The 17,844-nt window shown below is 73.8% G+C and carries 15 protein-coding genes; 13 read left to right on the top strand and 2 right to left on the bottom strand.

Going from position 1 to position 17,844, the window contains the following annotated elements; translation table 11 throughout:
* The first annotated feature begins 55 nt into the window (after positions 1-55).
* The 3 genes from U5M74_RS14275 to purE all read left to right on the top strand — a co-directional run bounded on the left by U5M74_RS14275 (position 56) and on the right by purE (position 2,579).
* Complete coding sequence (locus U5M74_RS14275; RefSeq protein ID WP_410909590.1) at positions 56-592, top strand: GtrA family protein; 537 nt, start codon at positions 56-58, stop codon at positions 590-592.
* A 126-nt stretch (positions 593-718) separates the two neighbouring features.
* Positions 719-1,909, top strand: coding sequence for a 5-(carboxyamino)imidazole ribonucleotide synthase (locus tag U5M74_RS14270; RefSeq protein ID WP_410909589.1), 1,191 nt, complete (start codon positions 719-721; stop codon positions 1,907-1,909).
* A 160-nt stretch (positions 1,910-2,069) separates the two neighbouring features.
* Complete coding sequence (gene purE, locus U5M74_RS14265) at positions 2,070-2,579, top strand: 5-(carboxyamino)imidazole ribonucleotide mutase (RefSeq protein WP_410909627.1); 510 nt, start codon at positions 2,070-2,072, stop codon at positions 2,577-2,579.
* Between the two features lie 19 nt (positions 2,580-2,598).
* On the opposite strand, the gene U5M74_RS14260 is transcribed toward purE, so the two are convergent.
* Together U5M74_RS14260 and U5M74_RS14255 are read right to left on the bottom strand one after the other, a co-directional pair.
* On the bottom strand, positions 2,599-3,990 hold the full coding sequence (locus U5M74_RS14260; RefSeq protein WP_410909588.1) for an LCP family protein: 1,392 nt from the start codon (positions 3,988-3,990) through the stop codon (positions 2,599-2,601).
* A gap of 4 nt (positions 3,991-3,994) precedes the next feature.
* Complete coding sequence (locus tag U5M74_RS14255; protein WP_410909587.1) at positions 3,995-5,332, bottom strand: LCP family protein; 1,338 nt, start codon at positions 5,330-5,332, stop codon at positions 3,995-3,997.
* Positions 5,333-5,457: 125 nt separating this feature from the next.
* Between U5M74_RS14255 and U5M74_RS14250 the strand changes: the two genes are divergently transcribed.
* From U5M74_RS14250 to U5M74_RS14205, 10 genes are all read left to right on the top strand, one after another.
* Entirely contained in the window at positions 5,458-6,429 is a 972-nt protein-coding gene (locus tag U5M74_RS14250; RefSeq protein ID WP_410909586.1) for a glycosyltransferase, read from the top strand.
* Positions 6,430-6,641: 212 nt separating this feature from the next.
* Complete coding sequence (glf, locus tag U5M74_RS14245) at positions 6,642-7,829, top strand: UDP-galactopyranose mutase (RefSeq protein WP_410909585.1); 1,188 nt, start codon at positions 6,642-6,644, stop codon at positions 7,827-7,829.
* The gene (locus tag U5M74_RS14240; RefSeq protein WP_410909584.1) at positions 7,826-9,778 is read left to right on the top strand and encodes a glycosyltransferase; all 1,953 of its coding nucleotides are present in this window, start codon (positions 7,826-7,828) and stop codon (positions 9,776-9,778) included. The genes glf and U5M74_RS14240 overlap by 4 nt, the downstream gene beginning before the upstream one ends.
* Positions 9,775-10,656: an ABC transporter permease gene (locus U5M74_RS14235; RefSeq protein WP_410909583.1), complete on the top strand. Its 882-nt coding sequence runs from the start codon at positions 9,775-9,777 to the stop codon at positions 10,654-10,656. Before U5M74_RS14240 ends, U5M74_RS14235 begins: the two co-directional genes overlap by 4 nt.
* A gap of 2 nt (positions 10,657-10,658) precedes the next feature.
* Positions 10,659-11,387, top strand: coding sequence for an ABC transporter ATP-binding protein (locus U5M74_RS14230; RefSeq protein WP_410909582.1), 729 nt, complete (start codon positions 10,659-10,661; stop codon positions 11,385-11,387).
* A gap of 81 nt (positions 11,388-11,468) precedes the next feature.
* Positions 11,469-13,298, top strand: a complete 1,830-nt coding sequence (locus U5M74_RS14225; RefSeq protein WP_410909581.1) for a hypothetical protein — start codon at positions 11,469-11,471, stop codon at positions 13,296-13,298.
* Positions 13,299-13,382: 84 nt separating this feature from the next.
* Positions 13,383-14,378, top strand: a complete 996-nt coding sequence (rfbB, locus tag U5M74_RS14220) for a dTDP-glucose 4,6-dehydratase (protein WP_410909580.1) — start codon at positions 13,383-13,385, stop codon at positions 14,376-14,378.
* A 124-nt stretch (positions 14,379-14,502) separates the two neighbouring features.
* Positions 14,503-15,606: a glycosyltransferase family 2 protein gene (locus tag U5M74_RS14215; RefSeq protein WP_410909579.1), complete on the top strand. Its 1,104-nt coding sequence runs from the start codon at positions 14,503-14,505 to the stop codon at positions 15,604-15,606.
* A complete protein-coding gene (locus U5M74_RS14210; RefSeq protein ID WP_410909578.1) occupies positions 15,603-16,700 on the top strand; it encodes a glycosyltransferase in 1,098 nt (365 codons plus the stop codon). The genes U5M74_RS14215 and U5M74_RS14210 overlap by 4 nt, the downstream gene beginning before the upstream one ends.
* 7 nt (positions 16,701-16,707) lie before the next feature.
* The gene (locus U5M74_RS14205; protein ID WP_410909577.1) at positions 16,708-17,676 is read left to right on the top strand and encodes a lysylphosphatidylglycerol synthase domain-containing protein; all 969 of its coding nucleotides are present in this window, start codon (positions 16,708-16,710) and stop codon (positions 17,674-17,676) included.
* Positions 17,677-17,844: the final 168 nt, after the last annotated feature.

The raw sequence follows: 17,844 nt of genomic DNA, 5'->3' as shown, positions 1-17,844 counted from the left end.
TGCGGCCTGGGGACGCACCCGGCGGGGGCCCAGGCGGGGCCGTTAGGCTGGCCGCATGACCAGCCGGGCGCAGCCGCCGCAGAGCGCGGTGGCCCCGGCCCCCGCGGAGCCCGCCGTGCCCGCCGCCGCCCCGCCCCACGCCTCCGGCCCCGTCGCGCGCGCCCGGTGGGGCGCCCGGGCCGCCGCCTGGCACCGGCTCCTGGAGCTGGGCCGGTTCGGGTCCGTCGGCGCGTTCGCCTACGTCGTCGACCTGGGCGTGTTCAACCTCATCCGGCTCTCGGACGCCCTGGGGCACAAGCCGCTCACCGCGAAGGTGGTCTCGGTGGCGGTGGCCACGCTGGTGGCCTGGCTGGGCAACCGGTACTGGACCTTCGCCGCCCGCCGGCGGCAGCAGCGCGGGCGCGAGCTCGTCGGGTTCGTCGTCGTGAACGCGGGTGGCATGCTCGTGGCCGTGGCGTGCCTCGCGGTGTCGCACTACGTGCTCGGCTTCACCTCGCCGCTCGCCGACAACGTCGCCGCCAACGGCGTCGGCCTCGTGCTCGGCACCGCGTTCCGGTACGTCGCCTACCGCCGGTGGGTCTTCACCGGCTGACCGCCCCGCCCCGGGCCCCTGACGCGCGGTGCCGCAGCAGGCCGGCGGCGTGCGGGTGGGCCCGCACCGCGGACGGCGGCCTGCCACGGACCGGGCGGCCCGGCCGCGCCGGTATCCTCGTGCCCCGTGACAGCACCCGTGATCGCCGTGGTCGGTGGAGGACAGCTCGCCCGCATGATGGCCCCCGCGGCCGGGGAGCTCGGGGTCACGCTCCGGGTCCTGGTCGAGGCGCCCGGCACGTCCGCGGCGCAGCTCGTCGTGGACGCCCCCGTGGGCGCCGCGTCCGACGAGGCCGCGATCCGCGCGCTGATCGCCCCGGCCGACGGCGAGCCCGCGACGGTGCTCACGTTCGAGCACGAGCACGTGCCGAACGCGCTGCTGCGCGACCTCATCGCCCACGGCACCCCGGTGCGCCCCGGCCCCGACGCCCTCGTGCACGCCCAGGACAAGATCGTCATGCGCCGCCGCCTCACCGAGGTCGGCGTGCCGTGCCCGCGCTGGGCCGCCCTGCCCGCCGAGCCGGGGGAGGCGCGGGCAGCGCTCGCCGCCTTCCTGGCCGAGGCGCCGGACGGCGAGGCCGTGGTGAAGACCGCGCGCGGCGGCTACGACGGCAAGGGCGTGCGCGTCGTGTCGTCGCCCGACGACGTCGCCGACTGGGTCGCCGCCGCGGCCGACGGCGCCCCGCCGCTGCTGGTGGAGGAGAAGGTGCCCTTCACCCGCGAGCTCGCGGTGCTCGTGGCCCGGCGCCCCTCCGGCGAGGTCCGCACGTGGCCCGTGGTGGAGTCGATCCAGGTGGACGGCGTGTGCTCCGAGGTGATCGCCCCGGCGCCGGACCTGTCGCCCGAGCTCGACGCGGCCGCCCGCGACGTCGCCGTGCGCATCGCCGAGGGCCTGGACGTCACGGGCGTGCTCGCCGTCGAGATGTTCGAGCACCCCGGCGCCGACGGCCGGCCGGTCGTGTCCGTCAACGAGCTCGCGATGCGCCCGCACAACTCCGGGCACTGGACCATCGACGGCGCCGTCACGAGCCAGTTCGAGCAGCACCTGCGCGCCGTGCTCGACCTGCCGCTGGGGTCCACCCGGCCGGTGGCCCGGTGGACCGTGATGGCCAACGTGCTCGGCTCGACGCTCGACGAGCTCACCGACGCCCTGCCCGAGGTGCTCGGCCGCTTTCCGGAGGCGAAGGTCAACCTGTACGGCAAAAGCATCCGCCCGGGCCGCAAGCTGGGGCACGTCAACGTCAGCGGCGACGACCTCGCCGAGGTGCGCCGCCGGGCCCGGGCCGCCGCCGCGCTGCTGCGCGGCGAGGACGCCTGACGCCGCTGCACCCAGGACCGCACCGAGCCCCGCCCCGAGCCCTGCACCGCGCCCCGCCCCGAGAGCCGCGCCGAGACCGCCGCGCCGCAACCCCCCGCACCGAGCACTGGAGCCTCCCGTGACCACCACCCCCGCCTCCCAGCCCGTCGTCGGCATCGTCATGGGGTCGGACTCCGACTGGCCCGTCATGGAGGCCGCGGCCACCGCGCTCGACGAGCTCGGCGTGGCGTACGAGGCCGACGTGGTCTCCGCCCACCGCATGCCGGTGGAGATGATCGAGTACGGCCGCACGGCGGCCGAGCGCGGCCTGCGCGTGGTCGTCGCGGGCGCCGGCGGCGCCGCGCACCTGCCGGGCATGCTCGCGGCGGTCACGCCGCTGCCGGTGATCGGCGTGCCGGTGCCGCTGCGGCACCTGGACGGCATGGACTCGCTGCTGTCGATCGTGCAGATGCCCGCGGGCGTGCCGGTGGCCACGGTCTCGATCGGCGGGGCGCGCAACGCCGGGCTGCTCGCGGCGCGCATTCTCGCGGCGGGCACCGACGCCGAGGCGCTGGCGCTGCGCGAGCGCATGGTCGCGTTCCAGATCGAGCTCGGCGAGGTCGCGCGGGCCAAGGGCGACGCGCTGCGGGCGCGCCGCTCCGGCGCGCAGCGCACCGGCTTCGGCGTCTGACAGTCGCCGCCGGCTCGGGTCAGGACCCGGGCAGGCCGCCGACCGCGCCGGGCTCGAGGTTGCCGTCGCGCACGTCCGCCCAGAACTGGTCGACCGTGTCCGGGTCGAGCAGCACGGTCGCGCCGACGCCGCCCGGGCGGTAGCCGAGGTCCTCGATGGGCGGGGTGCCCGTGACGCCCCCGGGGCCGTTCGCCGCGCGGAACGCGAGCGCCAGCCGGCCGAGGTCGACGACGTTGCTGTCCTCGTCGACGACGAGCGCGCCCAGGCCGGCGCCCAGCAGCGACACCTGCCGGCTCGGCTGCACCAGCAGCGACGGGTCCTGCACCTTGCTGGTGATGGCGCTGATGACCTGGCGCTGCCGCTCCGCGCGGCCGATGTCGCCCTTCGGGTCGGAGTAGCGCATCCGGGAGAACGCGAGCGCGGTGGCCCCGTCCGCCTCGTGGCAGCCGCTCTGCCAGACCAGGTCGCTGCGGGAGTCGTCCACGTCGTAGTCGAGGCACAGGCGCACGCCGCCGACGGCGTCCACGACGTCCTCCACGCCGCCGAAGCCGATCTCGACGTAGTGGTCGACCTTCATGCCGCTGAGCTCCTCCACCGCCTGCACGAGGAGCGAGGGACCGCCCAGCGAGTACGCGGCGTTGATCTTGTTGGCGTCGTGGCCCGGGATCTCGGCGTACGTGTCGCGGGGGATCGAGATGAGCGAGGCGGGGCCGCTCGTCGGCTGGTGCAGCAGCAGGATCGTGTCGGTGCGGGCGCCGCTGGTGGCGTCGTCGACGCCGCCGCTGCCGCGGGCGTCCGAGCCCGCGAGCAGGTACGTGGTCCCCGGCGTCGCCGTGGCGGTCGACAGCGCGTCGACGTGCTGGATCTTGCCGTTCGCCCACACGAGGAGGCCGACCGGCCAGGCGAGCAGCAGCAGGAGCACCACGACCACGGCCAGCCCGGCCACGCGGCCCTTGCGGACGCGCAGGCGGCGCTCGGGGCCCGCCGTCGCCGGCACGGGCCGGGAGCCGCGAGGGGCGCCGGGACCGCCCGGCGCCGGGCGGGCGGGGCCTGCGGGCGTCGCGCTGCCCGCGACGCGCCGCGGGGCCTGCGCCGGGCGCTCCGGCATGAGCCGGGTGCCGCCGTCGCGGCCGGCCTGCGCCCCGGCCGCGCCCGCGGCCCCGCCGGTCCGTCGCGGGGGGACGGAGCGCGGCGCGCCCGAGCGGCCCGCGGACGGCGTCACGGGGATCTCGCGGGAGGACTGCCGCCGCACGCGCGGCTGCCCCGCGGCCGGCGCCGCGTCGTCGGGGCGGGCGATGCGCCCGCTGCGCGGGCGGTCGCCCGACACGGAGATCGCGTCGTCGGCCGACGGCGGGCGCGCCGGGCGGCCCGACGGGGTGAAGGACGGGGGGACGTTCCGGGAGTCGCTCATGGGATCACCCGCACACGGAGGTGACGTCGGCGCCGGTGAAGGCCTCCCGGCCGGCCTTCTTGGTCTCGGTGGGGCTCGGCGTGGGCGAGGGGCTCGCCGTCTCGGAGCCCGTGGGCGCGGCGTCGGCGTCGTCCGCGGCAGCGTCGTCGACCGTGGTGCCGTCGGTGGCCGTGCCGTCGGTGGCCGTGCCGTCGGTGGCCGCGCCGTCCGCCGTCGCGCCGTCCGTCGCCGCCGGGGTGGGGGCGTCGGGGTCGTAGTCCAGCGGGCGGTCGAGGCGCAGGTTCTCCCAGACCCGGTCCGCGTCGTCCGTCCACACGACGTTCGCCGCGTTGTCCGGGTCGTACGCGTTCGGGACCGTCATGAAGGTGATCGTGTCAGGCCGGACGTTGCGGGCGGAGTACGCCAGCCCGGCGAGTCCCTGCACCGACGCCAGGTCGTCGCTCATGGTCAGCGAGCTGGTCACGGCGCCGAGGAAGCGCAGCAGCGCGGGGGAGTCGGTGAGCATGTTCTTGCCGAGCACCGTGCGGGCCAGCGACGCCATGAGCTCCTGCTGGCGCCCGATGCGGCCCAGGTCCGAGCCGTCGCCCAGGCCCTGGCCCTTGCGGGCCCGGGCGTACTGCAGCGCAGTCTCGCCGTCGAGGGTCTGGGCGCCGGGCATCAGGTGGAGGTCGTCGGCCTGCGGGGCGTAGATCTCCTCCGGGATGCAGACCTGCACCCCGCCGAGCGCGTCGATCATCTTCTGGAAGCCCGCGAAGTCGACGACGATGAAGCCGTCCATCCGCGTGTCGGTGAGCGACTCGATCGTCGTCATCGCGCACAGCGCGCCCGAGGCCACGTCCCCGCCGCCGATGACGCCCTGGGCGAAGGCCGCGTTGAACTTCGTGCCGTACAGCGGCTTGGTGGTCGTGCCGCCGGTGGTGGGGCAGGACGGGACGTCGACCGTCGAGTCGCGGGGGATCGACAGCAGCTCGACCCGCGTGCGGTCGGCGGAGATGTGCATGACCATCGTGGTGTCCGAGCGGGCACCCTCGGTCACGCCGCCGAGGTTGCCGTTCTCGCCGCTGCGATCGTCGCTGCCCATGAGCACGATGTTGAGCGCCGAGCCCGCGTTGGGGTCGTCCGGGGCGACGGCCTCCGGACGGTCGACCGTGGCGAGCAGCGAGTCGGTGTCGACGCTGTCGATGTTGCCCGTCAGGGTGAGCGCCGCCGTCGCACCGCCCGCGACGCCGAAGGCCAGCACGGCGGTCAGCACCATGCCGACGGCCCGCGCGACGCGGTGGTGGCGCAGGGCCCGCGCGTGCATGGGGCGGTGCGCGGTGCGCGCGGAGGGTGCCGTGCGCACCGGGCGCGCTGCATGACGGGGACTCACGGGGACCGAGGGTATCCGCCTGCTGTCGCGAGGAGAGAGACGGTCCGGGCTCGCGGTGTGAAGGGATCGTGCACAACGCCTCCGGTACGCTGACCGGCGTGATCCACCCAGCGCCCGCCGGCGGCGTGCCCGCTCGTGGCGACCGCGAGCAGGGCGACCTCCCGCAGGTCGACGGCGAGAAGGTCGTCCTCGTGATCGTCACCCGGCACCGGCGCGAGCTGCTCGCCGAGTCCCTGCGGGTCGTCGCCTCCCAGACCCGCCGCCCCGACCACCTCGTGCTCGTCGACAACGGGCCGGACCAGGGCGTCGGGGACCTGCTCGACGACCTCCCCGTGCCGGCGACCTACCTCCCGTCGTCCCGCAACCTCGGCGGCGCGGGCGGCTTCGCCCTCGGCATGCTCACGGCGCTGTCCCTCGGCGCGGACTGGGTGTGGCTCGGCGACGACGACGGCCGCCCGGGCGACGAGGCGGCGCTCGCCACGCTCCTGGAGGTCGCGCGGGAGCGGGACCTCGCCGAGGTCTCGCCCGTGGTGGTGAGCATGTCCGACCCGGACCGGCTGGCCATCCCGCTGCGCACCGGGGGGCTGACGTGGGCCCGCACGGTCGACGAGATGGCGCGGGAGACGGGCGCCGACTTCGTGCCCGGCATCGCGGCCCTGTTCAACGGCGCGCTGTTCCGGGCGTCGGCGCTCGACGTCGTCGGCGTGCCCGACTACCGCCTGTTCCTGCGCGGCGACGAGGTGGAGGTGCACCGGCGCCTGGTGCGCTCGGGCCTGGCCTTCGGCACCACGCTGCGCACCCGGTTCCGCCACCCCGACGGCTCGTCGGAGTTCCGGCCCATGCTGGGCGGCCGGTGGCGGGCGCAGGACCCGCAGGACGCCACGAAGAGCTACTACACCTACCGCAACCGCGGGTACCTGCTGTCCCAGCGCGGGATGCGCCGCCTCGCCCCGCTCGAGGTCGTCCGCTACGGCCTGTACTTCGTCGCCGAGCGCCGCGACCCCCGCGCGTTCGTCCGCTGGCTGCGGCTGCTGCTCGCCGGCCGCGGCGAGCGGTTCTTCCGGGCCTGACCCGGGCTGACCTGCTCGGGGGTCCGGTCGGGGGGCCGCTCGGGGGGCCGCTCGGGGCCCGGTCCGCGGCGCCCCGGGGGCGGCGCGCCCCCGGACGTGCGACGGTGAACGGAATGTGATGATTCGCCGGGTGCCCGTCGGCGGCGGCAGGACGCCGTGCGGCGCACGTTAGGCTGTCCGGCGCTGCCATCCCCCATCCGAGGAGTTTCTACGTGGATGCCGATCTTGTCGTCGTGGGGTCGGGCTTCTTCGGCCTGACCGTGGCCGAGCGGATCGCCCAGGAGCACGGGCGCAAGGTCCTGGTCATCGACCGGCGCCCGCACATCGGCGGCAACGCCTACAGCGAGGCCGAGGAGACCACCGGCATCGAGGTCCACCGGTACGGCGCGCACCTGTTCCACACGTCCAACGAGCGCGTGTGGGAGTACGTCAACCGGTTCACCGCGTTCACGAGCTACGTGCACCGGGTGTACACCACGCACAAGGGCGAGGTGTTCCCGATGCCGATCAACCTCGGCACGATCAACCAGTTCTTCCGTGCCGCGTACGGCCCGGACGCCGCCCGCGAGCTGATCAAGGAGCAGGCGGCCGAGCTCGGCGGCAAGACGCCGGCGAACCTCGACGAGCAGGGCGTGAACCTCATCGGCCGCCCGCTGTACGAGGCGTTCATCCGCAACTACACGGCCAAGCAGTGGCAGACCGACCCGACCGAGCTGCCGGCGTCGATCATCAGCCGCCTGCCCGTGCGCTACACGTACGACAACCGCTACTTCAACGACACGCACGAGGGCCTGCCCGTCGACGGGTACACCGCGTGGCTGGAGCGGATGGCGGACCACCCGAACATCGAGGTGCGGCTCGGCGTCGACTTCTTCGACGCCTCGCAGCCGGTCAACAAGGGCAACGTCGTGGGCAACGTGCCCGTGGTCTACACCGGCCCGGTGGACCGGTACTTCGACTACGCCGAGGGCGACCTGTCCTGGCGCACCATCGACCTGGAGGAGGAGGTCCTCCCGGTGGGCGACTTCCAGGGCACCTCCGTGATGAACTACGCCGACCCCGACGTGCCGTACACCCGCATCCACGAGTTCCGGCACTTCCACCCCGAGCGGGACTACCCGACGGACAAGACGGTGATCATGCGCGAGTACTCGCGCTTCGCCGAGCGCTCGGACGAGCCGTACTACCCGATCAACACGGGCGAGGACCGCGAGCGGCTGCTGAAGTACCGCGACCTCGCGGCCCAGGAGACGGACGTGCTGTTCGGCGGCCGCCTCGGCACCTACAAGTACCTCGACATGCACATGGCGATCGGCTCGGCGCTGTCGATGGTGGACAACAAGCTGGCCCCGCACTTCGCGAAGGGCGCCGGCATCGAGAGCGGAGGCGTCGAGGCGTGAGCACCCAGACCCAGCCGAGCGACGTGCGCGTCCTGCAGCGCGTCGTCCTGCCGCTGCAGCCGGACCAGGACATCCTGCCGCTGTACGTCGAGGGCCCCGTCGGGGCCACGCTGACCGACCCCGCCGGCCGGTCGCTGCCGGTGGCCGCGGAGCACCAGGACGTCGCGCACGTGCTGTCGCGCCGCTCGTTCGAGGTGCAGCCCAAGACCCGCGCGTCCTTCGGCACCTACTTCAACGCCTTCCCGGCCGCCTACTGGCGCAAGTGGACGGTGGTGGAGAGCGTGCGCCTGGTGGCCACCGTCTCGGGCAGCGGCTCCTTCTTCGTCTACCGCTCCAACGCCCGCGGCAACACCTACCGCGTGGAGGGCGAGGCGTTCGAGGGCGCGTCCGGCGCGACGATCACGTTCCAGCTGCCGCTGTCGAACTTCGCCGACGGCGGCTGGTACTGGTTCGACATCGTGGCGAACGGCGAGGGCGCGACGCTCGACGAGGCGCGCTGGGAGACCGACTCGGACCGCGCGCAGGGCACCGTGACCGTGGGCGTCACCACGCTGAACCGGGCGGACGACGTCGTCGCGCTGCTCGGCCAGCTCGCCGCGGACCAGGCGCTGCTCGACATCCTCGACCGGGTCACCATCGTCGACCAGGGCACCCAGCACCCGGAGGACGCCGACGGGTTCGCCGACGCCGAGAAGGCGCTCGACGGGCGCCTGCGGATGATCCACCAGGCCAACCTCGGCGGCTCCGGCGGGTTCTCGCGCGGCATGAGCGAGACCCTCGACGAGGGGGTCAGCACCTACCACCTCATCTCGGACGACGACGTGCGCACCGAGCCCGAGGGCATCCTGCGCGCCGTGACCTTCGCGGACCTCGCGCGCCGCCCCACCATCGTGGGCGGCCACATGTTCTCGATGTACGACCGGTCGCACCTGCACTCCATGGGCGAGCGGGTCAACCCGTGGCGCTTCTGGTGGGGCTCGGTGCTCGAGGCGCCGGACGGCCACCACCTCGACAAGCACGCGCTGCGCGCGGCGCCCGAGCTGCACCGCCGGATCGACGTCGACTACAACGGCTGGTGGATGGAGCTGGTCCCGGTCTCCGTGATCCGCGAGATCGGCCTGTCGCTGCCCATCTTCATCAAGTGGGACGACGCCGAGTACGGCCTGCGCGCCCGCGAGGCCGGCGTGCCCACCGTGTCCCTGCCCGGCGTGGCCGCGTGGCACGTGCCGTGGACCGACAAGGACGACTCGCTCGACTGGCAGGCGTACTACCACGAGCGCAACCGGTTCGTGGCCGCGCTGCTGCACTCGCCGTACGACCACGGCGGCCGCCTGGTGCGCGAGAGCTTCTACCACAACGTCAAGCACCTGCTGGCGTCCCAGTACTCCGTCGTGGAGCTGCGCAACCAGGCGCTCGAGGACCTGCTGACCGGCCCCGAGCACCTGCACGCCGAGCTCGACACCCGCCTGGCGCGCATCCGCGCCACGCGGGCGCAGTACGACGACGCGCGGATCGAGAAGACGCCGGGCGCGTACCCGCCGGTGCGCCGCAAGAAGGTCTCCAAGCACGGCGACCAGGCGCGGCTGCCCGCCGGCCGCGTCGGCAAGTACGTCGGTGCCGCGCTCGGCGCGCTCAAGGCGATCCGCCCGACGAGCGACCTGAGCCGCCAGCACCCCGAGGCCGAGGTGGCCGCGATGGACGCGCAGTGGTTCCTGCTGTCGCGGTTCGACTCCGCGGTCGTCTCGCTGGCCGACGGCTCGGGCGCCGCGTTCTACAAGCGCCAGCCCGAGGAGTTCCGCCGCCAGCTCGAGCGCTCGGTGCTCCTGCACCAGCGGGTGCTGCGCGAGTGGCCCGCCCTGGCCGCCCGGTACAAGGGCGCCTTCGACGACCTCGTCGGCCAGGACGCGTGGAAGGCGACGTTCGCCCGGACGGAGAAGCAGAGCAAGTGACCGGAACGACGGCCGCGCCCCTCGCCATCCCGGGGCAGGGGCGCGGCCTTCTCGACGTCCTCGACCGCCGCTACCTGCTGAGCCTGATCGTCCGCAAGGAGCTGCGGGTCCGGTACCGCGGGTCGGTGCTCGGGATGGCATGGACGTACGTCAAGCCGGCGATCCAGTTCGGCGTGTACTTCCTGGCCCTGGGCATCTTCCTGGGCCTGCGGGACACCGTGCCGGACTACGCGGTGTACCTGTTCTCGGGCATCGTGGTGATGAACTTCTTCGCGGAGGGGTTCGGCAACGCCACGCGCTCGCTGGTGCAGAACGCCCCGCTGATCAACAAGATCTACCTGCCGCGCGAGCTGTTCCCCGTGGCGTCCCTGTGGGTCTCGGCGGTGCACTTCCTGCCGCAGCTGGTCGTGCTGCTCCTGGGGGCGTTCGTCGGCGGCTGGCGCCCCAACCTCGCCGAGCTCGCGGCCGGCGTGCTGGGCTTCCTCATCGTGGCCGCGTTCGCGCTGGGCCTGGGGCTGCTGTTCGGCGCCGTCAACGTCTTCTACCGCGACGCGGAGAACTTCGTCGACCTCATCATCATGGTCGCCACCTGGGTCTCGCCCGTGCTGTACCACTGGAACCTCGTGTACCAGGAGGTGCCGCGGTGGCTCTGGTACGTCTACCAGGCCAACCCGCTGACGGCCGCGGTCGAGCTGTTCCACTACGCGTTCTGGTACGGCGCGGCCGGTCGGCCCGAGGTGCTGCCGGGCGACATGCAGACGCTGCCGGACCACCTGTGGGCCGTGGGCGGCGTCGCCGTCGTGGTGGTGACGGTCGTGCTCGTCGCCGGCCAGGTCGTCTTCCGGCGCCTCGAGGGGCGCTTCGCCCAGGAGATGTGATCGTGCCTACCACCTACATCGAAGTCGCGGACGTCGCGAAGCGGTTCACGCTGCGGCACAACCGCTCCCTCAAGGAGCTGGCCGTCGCCGCGATCCGCGGGAAGAACCTCTCGGACACGTTCCTCGCGCTGGACGGGGTCTCGTTCGACGTCGCCGAGGGCGAGGCCGTCGCGCTGCTGGGGTTCAACGGCTCCGGAAAGTCGACGCTGCTCAAGTGCATCTCCGGCGTGCTGACGCCGGACACCGGGTCGGTCCGCACCCGCGGGCGCGTGGCGGGGCTCATCGAGGTCGGCGCCGGCTTCCACCCGGACCTGACCGGGCGCGAGAACGTCTACCTCAACGGCGCGATCCTCGGCATGTCCAAGGAGCAGATCGACTCGCGCTTCGACGAGATCGTCGCGTTCAGCGAGATCGAGCGGTTCATCGACACCGAGGTGAAGTTCTACTCCTCGGGCATGTTCCTGCGCCTGGCGTTCGCCGTGGCCGTGCACTCCGACCCCGAGGTGTTCCTCGTCGACGAGATCCTGGCCGTGGGCGACGAGCCGTTCCAGCGCAAGTGCCTCGACCGGATCAAGCAGCTCAAGGGGGAGGGGCGCACGCTCGTCATCGTCAGCCACGACCTCGACATGGTCGCCCGCCTCTGCGAGCGCGGCATCCTGCTCGAGCACGGGACGATGGTGGCGGACGGCCCCGCGACCGACATCGTCCGCCGGATGCGCGGCGAGGCCTGACCCGCTCGCGGCAGACACCCGCGGCGAGAGCGAGGGCCGGCGCGCCGGCCCGCCCGCCGCCGCACCGACGGAAGGGAACCGATGCTGAGCAGCTCCCCGGCACTGCCGGTGGACATGACGACCCGCCTGCAGGAGGGCGTCGAGGGCGCCCGCAGGCGCGGGTGGTGGGTCGTCGCGGCGGTCGCCGTGGTGGTGAACCTCGCGGTCACCGTCAAGGTCGGCCTCACGGCCGTGGAGCCGGAGCTGCCCTTCGACGAGCTGCACCTGCTGCAGCTCGCCCGCCTCCTGGCCGGCGAACCGGTGCCGGACTTCGGCAGCGCGGGCTACTACCCGCTGTGGGGCATCCTCCTGACGCCGCTGTGGTGGTTCCTCGACGACCCGGGCACCGTGTACCGGGCAGCGTCGGTGGTGGGTCTCGTCGTCGGGGCCGCCACGATCTGGCCGCTGGCGCTGGTGGTGCGCCGTGTCGGGCTGAGCCTGCCCCAGGCGGTCGCGGTCGCCGCCGTCGTCATGACGCTGCCGGCGCGGGCCATCCAGGCCGACTACCTGATGAGCGAGCGCCTGCTGTTCCTCGCCGTGACCCTGGCCGCGCTCGCGGCGTTCCGGCTGTGGGAGCGCACGACCGTGCTGCGCGCCGTCGTCTTCGGGCTCGCCGTGGCGCTGGCATACCTCACGCACGTGCGCATGATCACGCTGGTGCTCGCCAGCGCCGTCTGGCTGCTCGCGCTGCTGCTCAAGCGCTGGGCCGCGGCGCTGGCCGGCCTCGCGACGCTCGCCGCGGGGTACCTCGCCGCGGACCGGCTCGCCGGCTACCTCAACGAGCTGCTCACCGGCGCGTCGCCGTCGCAGAGCGACGGGTTCCTGGCCAGCATGCAGGACTTCCACCTGACCAACTTCGTGCGGGTCGTGCTGAGCCACACCTGGGCCCAGCTCGTCGGCTCCTTCGGCCTCGTGGCGGTCGGGTTCGTCGCGGTGGTCGTCTGGTCGTGGGCCGAGGTGCGCAAGGGCCGGCTCGGGCGCGCGTGCTGGGTCTTCGGCGTCTTCGTCGCCACCTTCCTCGTCTCCGCGCTCGCGTGGTCCAACACCGAGGACCTGTGGAGCGCCGGGTGGCGGCGCCTCGACGCCTGGGTCTACACCCGCTACCTCGACCCGGTCTCGGGGATCGTCGTCGCGCTGGGCCTGGCGGTGCTGGTCGCCGGCGTCGTGCGGACCCGCGCCTGGGCGTGGGCGACCGGCGCCGCGGTCGCGGTCGCGGCGGCCGTGGTCCTCCTCGTCGCGCCGATGGCGCCGACCTGGGCCTACATCACCCCGGTGCATGTCCCCGGCGTGCTGCCGTTCGCGTGGACGCTGCCCGACGCCGGCTACGACACGCCGCTGCTGCCGTCGTTCACGAACGCCAACCGGTTCTGGCTCCTGGCGTCCCTCGCCGTCGTGGCCTGCCTCGTCGCCGCCTTCCTGCTGCGCCGCCGGACCAAGGTGGTCGTGGTCGGCGCCCTGGTCGTCGCGTCGCTCACGACGCTCGCCGCGGACCGCGCCTCGGACGCCTACCGCGCCGGGCAGGGCCTCGACCCGGCGTCGACCGTGGGCTTCGAGCAGTTCCTCGCCGAGCACGACGTCGACACGGTGGGCTGGGACTTCTCCTGCAACCGCGACATGCTGTCGCGCGGCGCCGGCCTCAACTACGTGGGCTACGAGCTGCTGCCCGACGTGATCACCGAGCGCGTCGACTCCGCCTGGGACGACGACCCCGACCTCGACGTGGTCGTCTCCTGCTGGGGCGGGACGCGCCTGCAGAACAGCGGGGCCCTGCACCTGGAGGGCTACGAGATCTTCGAGGCGTGGGTGTGGGTCATGCCGGGCGCGCTGCAGGACGAGCTGCTGGCCGACGGGACCCTGACGCCGGCGGGCTGACCGCACGAACCCGCCGCGGGGGCAGGACCGCCACCCCGCGGCGGTACCCTGGGGCGGTCCTGACGTCGAGCCACGGAGGCGGCTTTGAAGGTCCTCGTGACCGGGGGTGCCGGGTTCATCGGTGCCAACTTCGTCCACCAGACGGTGCGGGAGCGTCCCGACGCCGAGGTGACGGTCCTTGACGCGCTGACCTACGCGGGCGACCGCGGGTCGCTGGCGGCCGTGGCCGACCGGGTCACGCTCGTGGAGGGCTCGATCACGGACGCCGCGCTGGTCGAGCGCCTGGTGGGGGAGTCGGACCTGGTGGTGCACTTCGCCGCCGAGTCGCACAACGACAACTCGCTGGCCGACCCGTCGCCGTTCGTGCAGACGAACCTCGTGGGCACGTTCACGCTGCTGGAGGCCGTGCGCAAGCACGGCGTGCGGTTCCACCACATCTCCACCGACGAGGTGTACGGCGACCTGGAGCTGGACGACCCGGCGAAGTTCACGCCGTCGACCCCGTACAACCCCTCCAGCCCGTACTCCTCGACCAAGGCCGGCTCGGACCTGCTGGTGCGCGCGTGGGTGCGCTCGTTCGGGGTCCAGGCCACGATCTCGAACTGCTCCAACAACTACGGGCCGTTCCAGCACGTGGAGAAGTTCATCCCGCGCCAGATCACCAACCTGATCGACGGGATCCGGCCCAAGCTGTACGGCGCCGGGCTCAACGTTCGGGACTGGATCCACGTCGAGGACCACAACACCGCGGTGTGGGCGATCGTCGAGAAGGGCCGCATCGGCGAGACGTACCTCATCGGCGCCGACGGCGAGAAGAACAACCTCGAGGTCGTGCAGACGCTGCTGGAGATCTTCGGCCGGGACCCGGGCGACTTCGAGCACGTGGGCGACCGCCCTGGCCACGACCTGCGCTACGCCATCGACGCCACGAAGCTGCGCGACGAGCTCGGCTGGGCGCCGCGGTACACCGACTTCCGCTCCGGCCTGGAGGCGACGGTCGAGTGGTACCGGGCGAACGAGGCCTGGTGGCGCCCCGCCAAGGCCGCCGTCGAGGCGAAGTACGCCGCCCAGGGGCAGTGACGCGGACGGCCGCCCGTCCGACCAGGAGCGATGCTCCGCAGGGGGCCCTCCCGGCCGGGCAGGGCGGCCAGTCGCTAGACTGTTCGCCGGTCAGGCCCTCCCCACCAGCCGACAGAAAGCCGTCATGAAGCTCTTCGTGCAGATCCCGTGCCTCAACGAGGAGGAGACCCTTCCCCTCGTCCTCGCGACCATCCCCCGCGAGATCCCGGGCATCGACGAGATCGAGATCCTCATCGTCGACGACGGCTCGACCGACCGCACCGTCGAGGTCGCCCGCAACCTCGGTGTGAAGCACTTCGTGCGCCACACCCGCAACATGGGCCTGGCGCGCTCGTTCCGCGACGGCGTCGACTACGCGCTCAAGCAGGGTGCGGACATCGTCGTCAACACGGACGGCGACAACCAGTACCCGCAGGAGCGGATCGCCGACCTCGTGCAGCCGCTGCTGCGCGGCGAGGCCGACATCGCGATCGGCGACCGCCAGACCGCGACCATCGAGCACTTCTCGCCGTTCAAGAAGGTCATGCAGAAGGTCGGCTCCGAGGTCGTGAACTTCGCCGCCGGCACCGACCTGCCGGACGCCGCCAGCGGCTTCCGCGCCTACTCGCGCGCCTCGCTCATGCACCTGAACGTCGTCACGCAGTTCAGCTACTGCATGGAGACGATCATCCAGGCCGGCAACAAGCGCCTGCGCATCGCGAGCGTGCCGGTCACCACGAACCCGAAGACCCGCGAGTCCCGGCTGTTCAAGAACATCTGGCAGCACATGGGCAAGTCGGGCCAGGCGATCTCGCGGTCCTACATCATGTTCAAGCCGCACACGGTGTTCGTGACGCTGGGCCTGATCTTCCTCGTGGCCGCGCTCGTGCCGTTCGTGCGCTTCCTCGTGCTGTGGTTCGCCGGCAGCGCCGGCGGGCACATCCAGTCGCTGATCTTCGGCACCGCGATGCTGGTCGCCTCGCTGCTGTGCTTCGCCCTGCTGGTGATCGCGGACCTGCAGAAGACGAACCGCGTGCTGCTCGAGGAGACGCTCGAGCGGCTCAAGGAGATCCAGTACGGCACCGTCTACGGCACGGGCGACCTCCGCGCGGCCCTCGAGGCGCACCGCCCGACCACCCGCGCGGTGCCGCCGGCGCTGGACACCCTGCTGCCCGGCGCGCTGGGCGGGGACGGTGCGCCGTCGGCCGGCGGCCTGCCCGCGGCGGACGAGGCGCGGCCCGCTCGATGATCGCGGCGTTCGGCACGTACGACGCCCGCAAGCACCCGCGCGTCGCCGTGCTGGTCGCGGGCCTGCGCGAGCACGGGTACGAGGTCGTCGAGCTCAACCGGCCTCTCGGCTTCTCGACCGCCGAGCGGGTGCGGATGCTGCAGCAGCCGTGGCGCCTGCCGCTGCTGGTGCTGCGCCTGCTCGCGTGCTGGGCGGGGCTCGTGGGCGACGCGGCGCGCCTGCGCCGGCGCTCCGGGCGGCCGGAGGCGGTCCTCGTCGGCTACATGGGCCACTTCGACGTCGTCCTCGCGCGGCTGCTGTTCCCGCGCTCGCGCGTGGTGCTCGACCACCTGATCTTCGCGGGCGACACCGCCAGCGACCGCGGCGCCACGGGCCTGCGCGTGCGGCTCCTGACGCTCCTGGACCGCGTGGCGACGGCCTGCGCCGACGTCGTGGTCACGGACACCGAGGAGCACCGCGCCATGCTCGCCGCGCCGGGCAAGGGCGTCGTCGTGCGCGTCGGCGCGAGCGACGAGTGGTTCGCGGCGGCGGACGCCGCGCAGCGCGCCCGGCGCGACGGCGACCCGCTGCGGGTCGTGTTCTTCGGCCTGTACACCCCGCTGCAGGGCGCGCCCGTGATCGGCGAGGCCGCCGCGCGGGCGCTGGCGGCGGGGGTCCCGCTCGAGCTCACGATGGTGGGCAGCGGTCAGGACCACGCCGCCGTGCGCGCGCGCCTCGACGGCGCCGCCGCCGTGACGTGGCACGACTGGGTCGGGCCGGAGGAGCTACCGGCGCTCGTCGCGTCGCACGACGTGTGCCTCGGCATCTTCTCGGACACCCCGAAGGGCCGCCGCGTCGTGCCGAACAAGGTCTACCAGGGGCTCGCGGCCGGCTGCGTCGTCGTCACCTCGGACACCGCGCCGCAGCGCCGCACCCTCGGCGAGGCACTCGAGCTGGTCCCGCCGGCCGACGCGGACGCGCTCGCCGCCCGCCTCGGCGACCTCGCGCGGCCCGAGCGGCTGGCCGAAGCCCGGGCGCGGGCGCTGGCCGGCCGCGCCGCCGTGCGGCCGCACGCCGTCGTCGAGCCGCTCGTCGCGGCGATGACGGCTCGGTGAGCGCCCGATGAACCTCGTCAAGCGGCTGCTCGGCCTGGTCCGCAAGCCGGCCGTCAAGTGGCTGTTCCTCGCCGTGGCGGTCGGCCTGGCCGTCTACGCCGTGTGGTCCACGTGGGACGACCTCGTGGACGCCGCGGGCCGGCTCTCCGTCGCCACGCTGGCGGGCTCCGCGGTCCTGACCGTCGCCTACGTGCTGTGCACCCTCGTGGCGTGGCGGGCGGTCCTCGCCGACCTCGGGTCGCCGCTGCCCGGCCGGGCCGCCGTGGCGGTGTTCGGCGTCAGCCAGATCGGCAAGTACGTCCCGGGCGGCGTGTGGAACGTCGTGGCCGCGGCCGAGCTCGGCGCCACCCACCGCATCCCGCGGCGCCGCTCGCTGGCGGCCATGGCCGTCGCGGTGCTCGTCTCCGTCGTCTCCGGCGCCGTCGTCGGCACCGTCTGCCTGCCGTTCGTCTCGTCCGGGACCCTGGGCGGCTGGACGTGGGCGGCCGTGGCGGCCGCCGTCCTGCTCGCGGTGCTGCTGCTGCCGCCGGTGCTGACCCGGGTCATCGGCCTCGCGTTCCGCCTCGCGCGCCGCGAGCCGCTCGAGAAGCCCCTGTCGTGGCGCGGGCTCGGCGCCACCGCGCTGTGGTCGGTGATCGGGTGGCTCTTCGCCGGTGCCCAGGTCTGGGTCCTGGCCACCGGCCTCGGCCTCGACGCGACGCCGCGCACGTTCGCGCTCGCCGTGGGCGGCTACGCCCTCGCGTGGGTGGTCGGCTTCCTCATCATCCTCGTGCCCGCCGGCGCCGGCGCCCGCGAGGGCGTCCTGCTCGCGGTGATGGGTGCGGCGATGCCGCACGCGGAGCTGCTGCTGGTGGCGCTCCTGAGCCGCGTCCTCATGACGCTCGTGGACCTGGGCCTGGCCGGCATCGGCGGCGCCCTCGCCCGCGGGAGCCGGCGTGCCGTGCCGGCGGCCGAGCCGCGGTCGTCGCAGCCCTGACCGCGGCCGCCGCGGTCGTCCCGTCCCCGTCGCCCTCGGGCCCGGCAGCCCTCGCGGCCGCCGGGCCCGTCGCCGTCCGGCGCCGCCACGGCCTCGTCGCCGGTGCCACCGTCGCACCGCCGACGCACTCCGTCGCGCGTGACCTGCCGCGCAGCAGGACGCTCCCCG

Source organism: Puerhibacterium sp. TATVAM-FAB25, assembly GCF_046535855.1.
In the GTDB taxonomy this organism is placed as follows: Bacteria; Actinomycetota; Actinomycetes; order Actinomycetales; family Cellulomonadaceae; genus Puerhibacterium; species Puerhibacterium variabilis_A.
Note: the sequence above shows the minus strand (reverse complement) of the source record. Positions and strands in the feature narration are given on the sequence as shown.

Coding starts and splice junctions, on each gene's coding strand:
- purE (WP_410909627.1), top strand. CDS start 2,070: ATGGGGTCGGACTCCGACTGGCCCGTCATGGAGGCCGCGGCCACCGCG.
- U5M74_RS14205 (WP_410909577.1), top strand. CDS start 16,708: ATGAACCTCGTCAAGCGGCTGCTCGGCCTGGTCCGCAAGCCGGCCGTC.
- U5M74_RS14225 (WP_410909581.1), top strand. CDS start 11,469: ATGCTGAGCAGCTCCCCGGCACTGCCGGTGGACATGACGACCCGCCTG.
- U5M74_RS14215 (WP_410909579.1), top strand. CDS start 14,503: ATGAAGCTCTTCGTGCAGATCCCGTGCCTCAACGAGGAGGAGACCCTT.
- U5M74_RS14260 (WP_410909588.1), bottom strand. CDS start 3,990: ATGAGCGACTCCCGGAACGTCCCCCCGTCCTTCACCCCGTCGGGCCGC.
- U5M74_RS14275 (WP_410909590.1), top strand. CDS start 56: ATGACCAGCCGGGCGCAGCCGCCGCAGAGCGCGGTGGCCCCGGCCCCC.
- U5M74_RS14210 (WP_410909578.1), top strand. CDS start 15,603: ATGATCGCGGCGTTCGGCACGTACGACGCCCGCAAGCACCCGCGCGTC.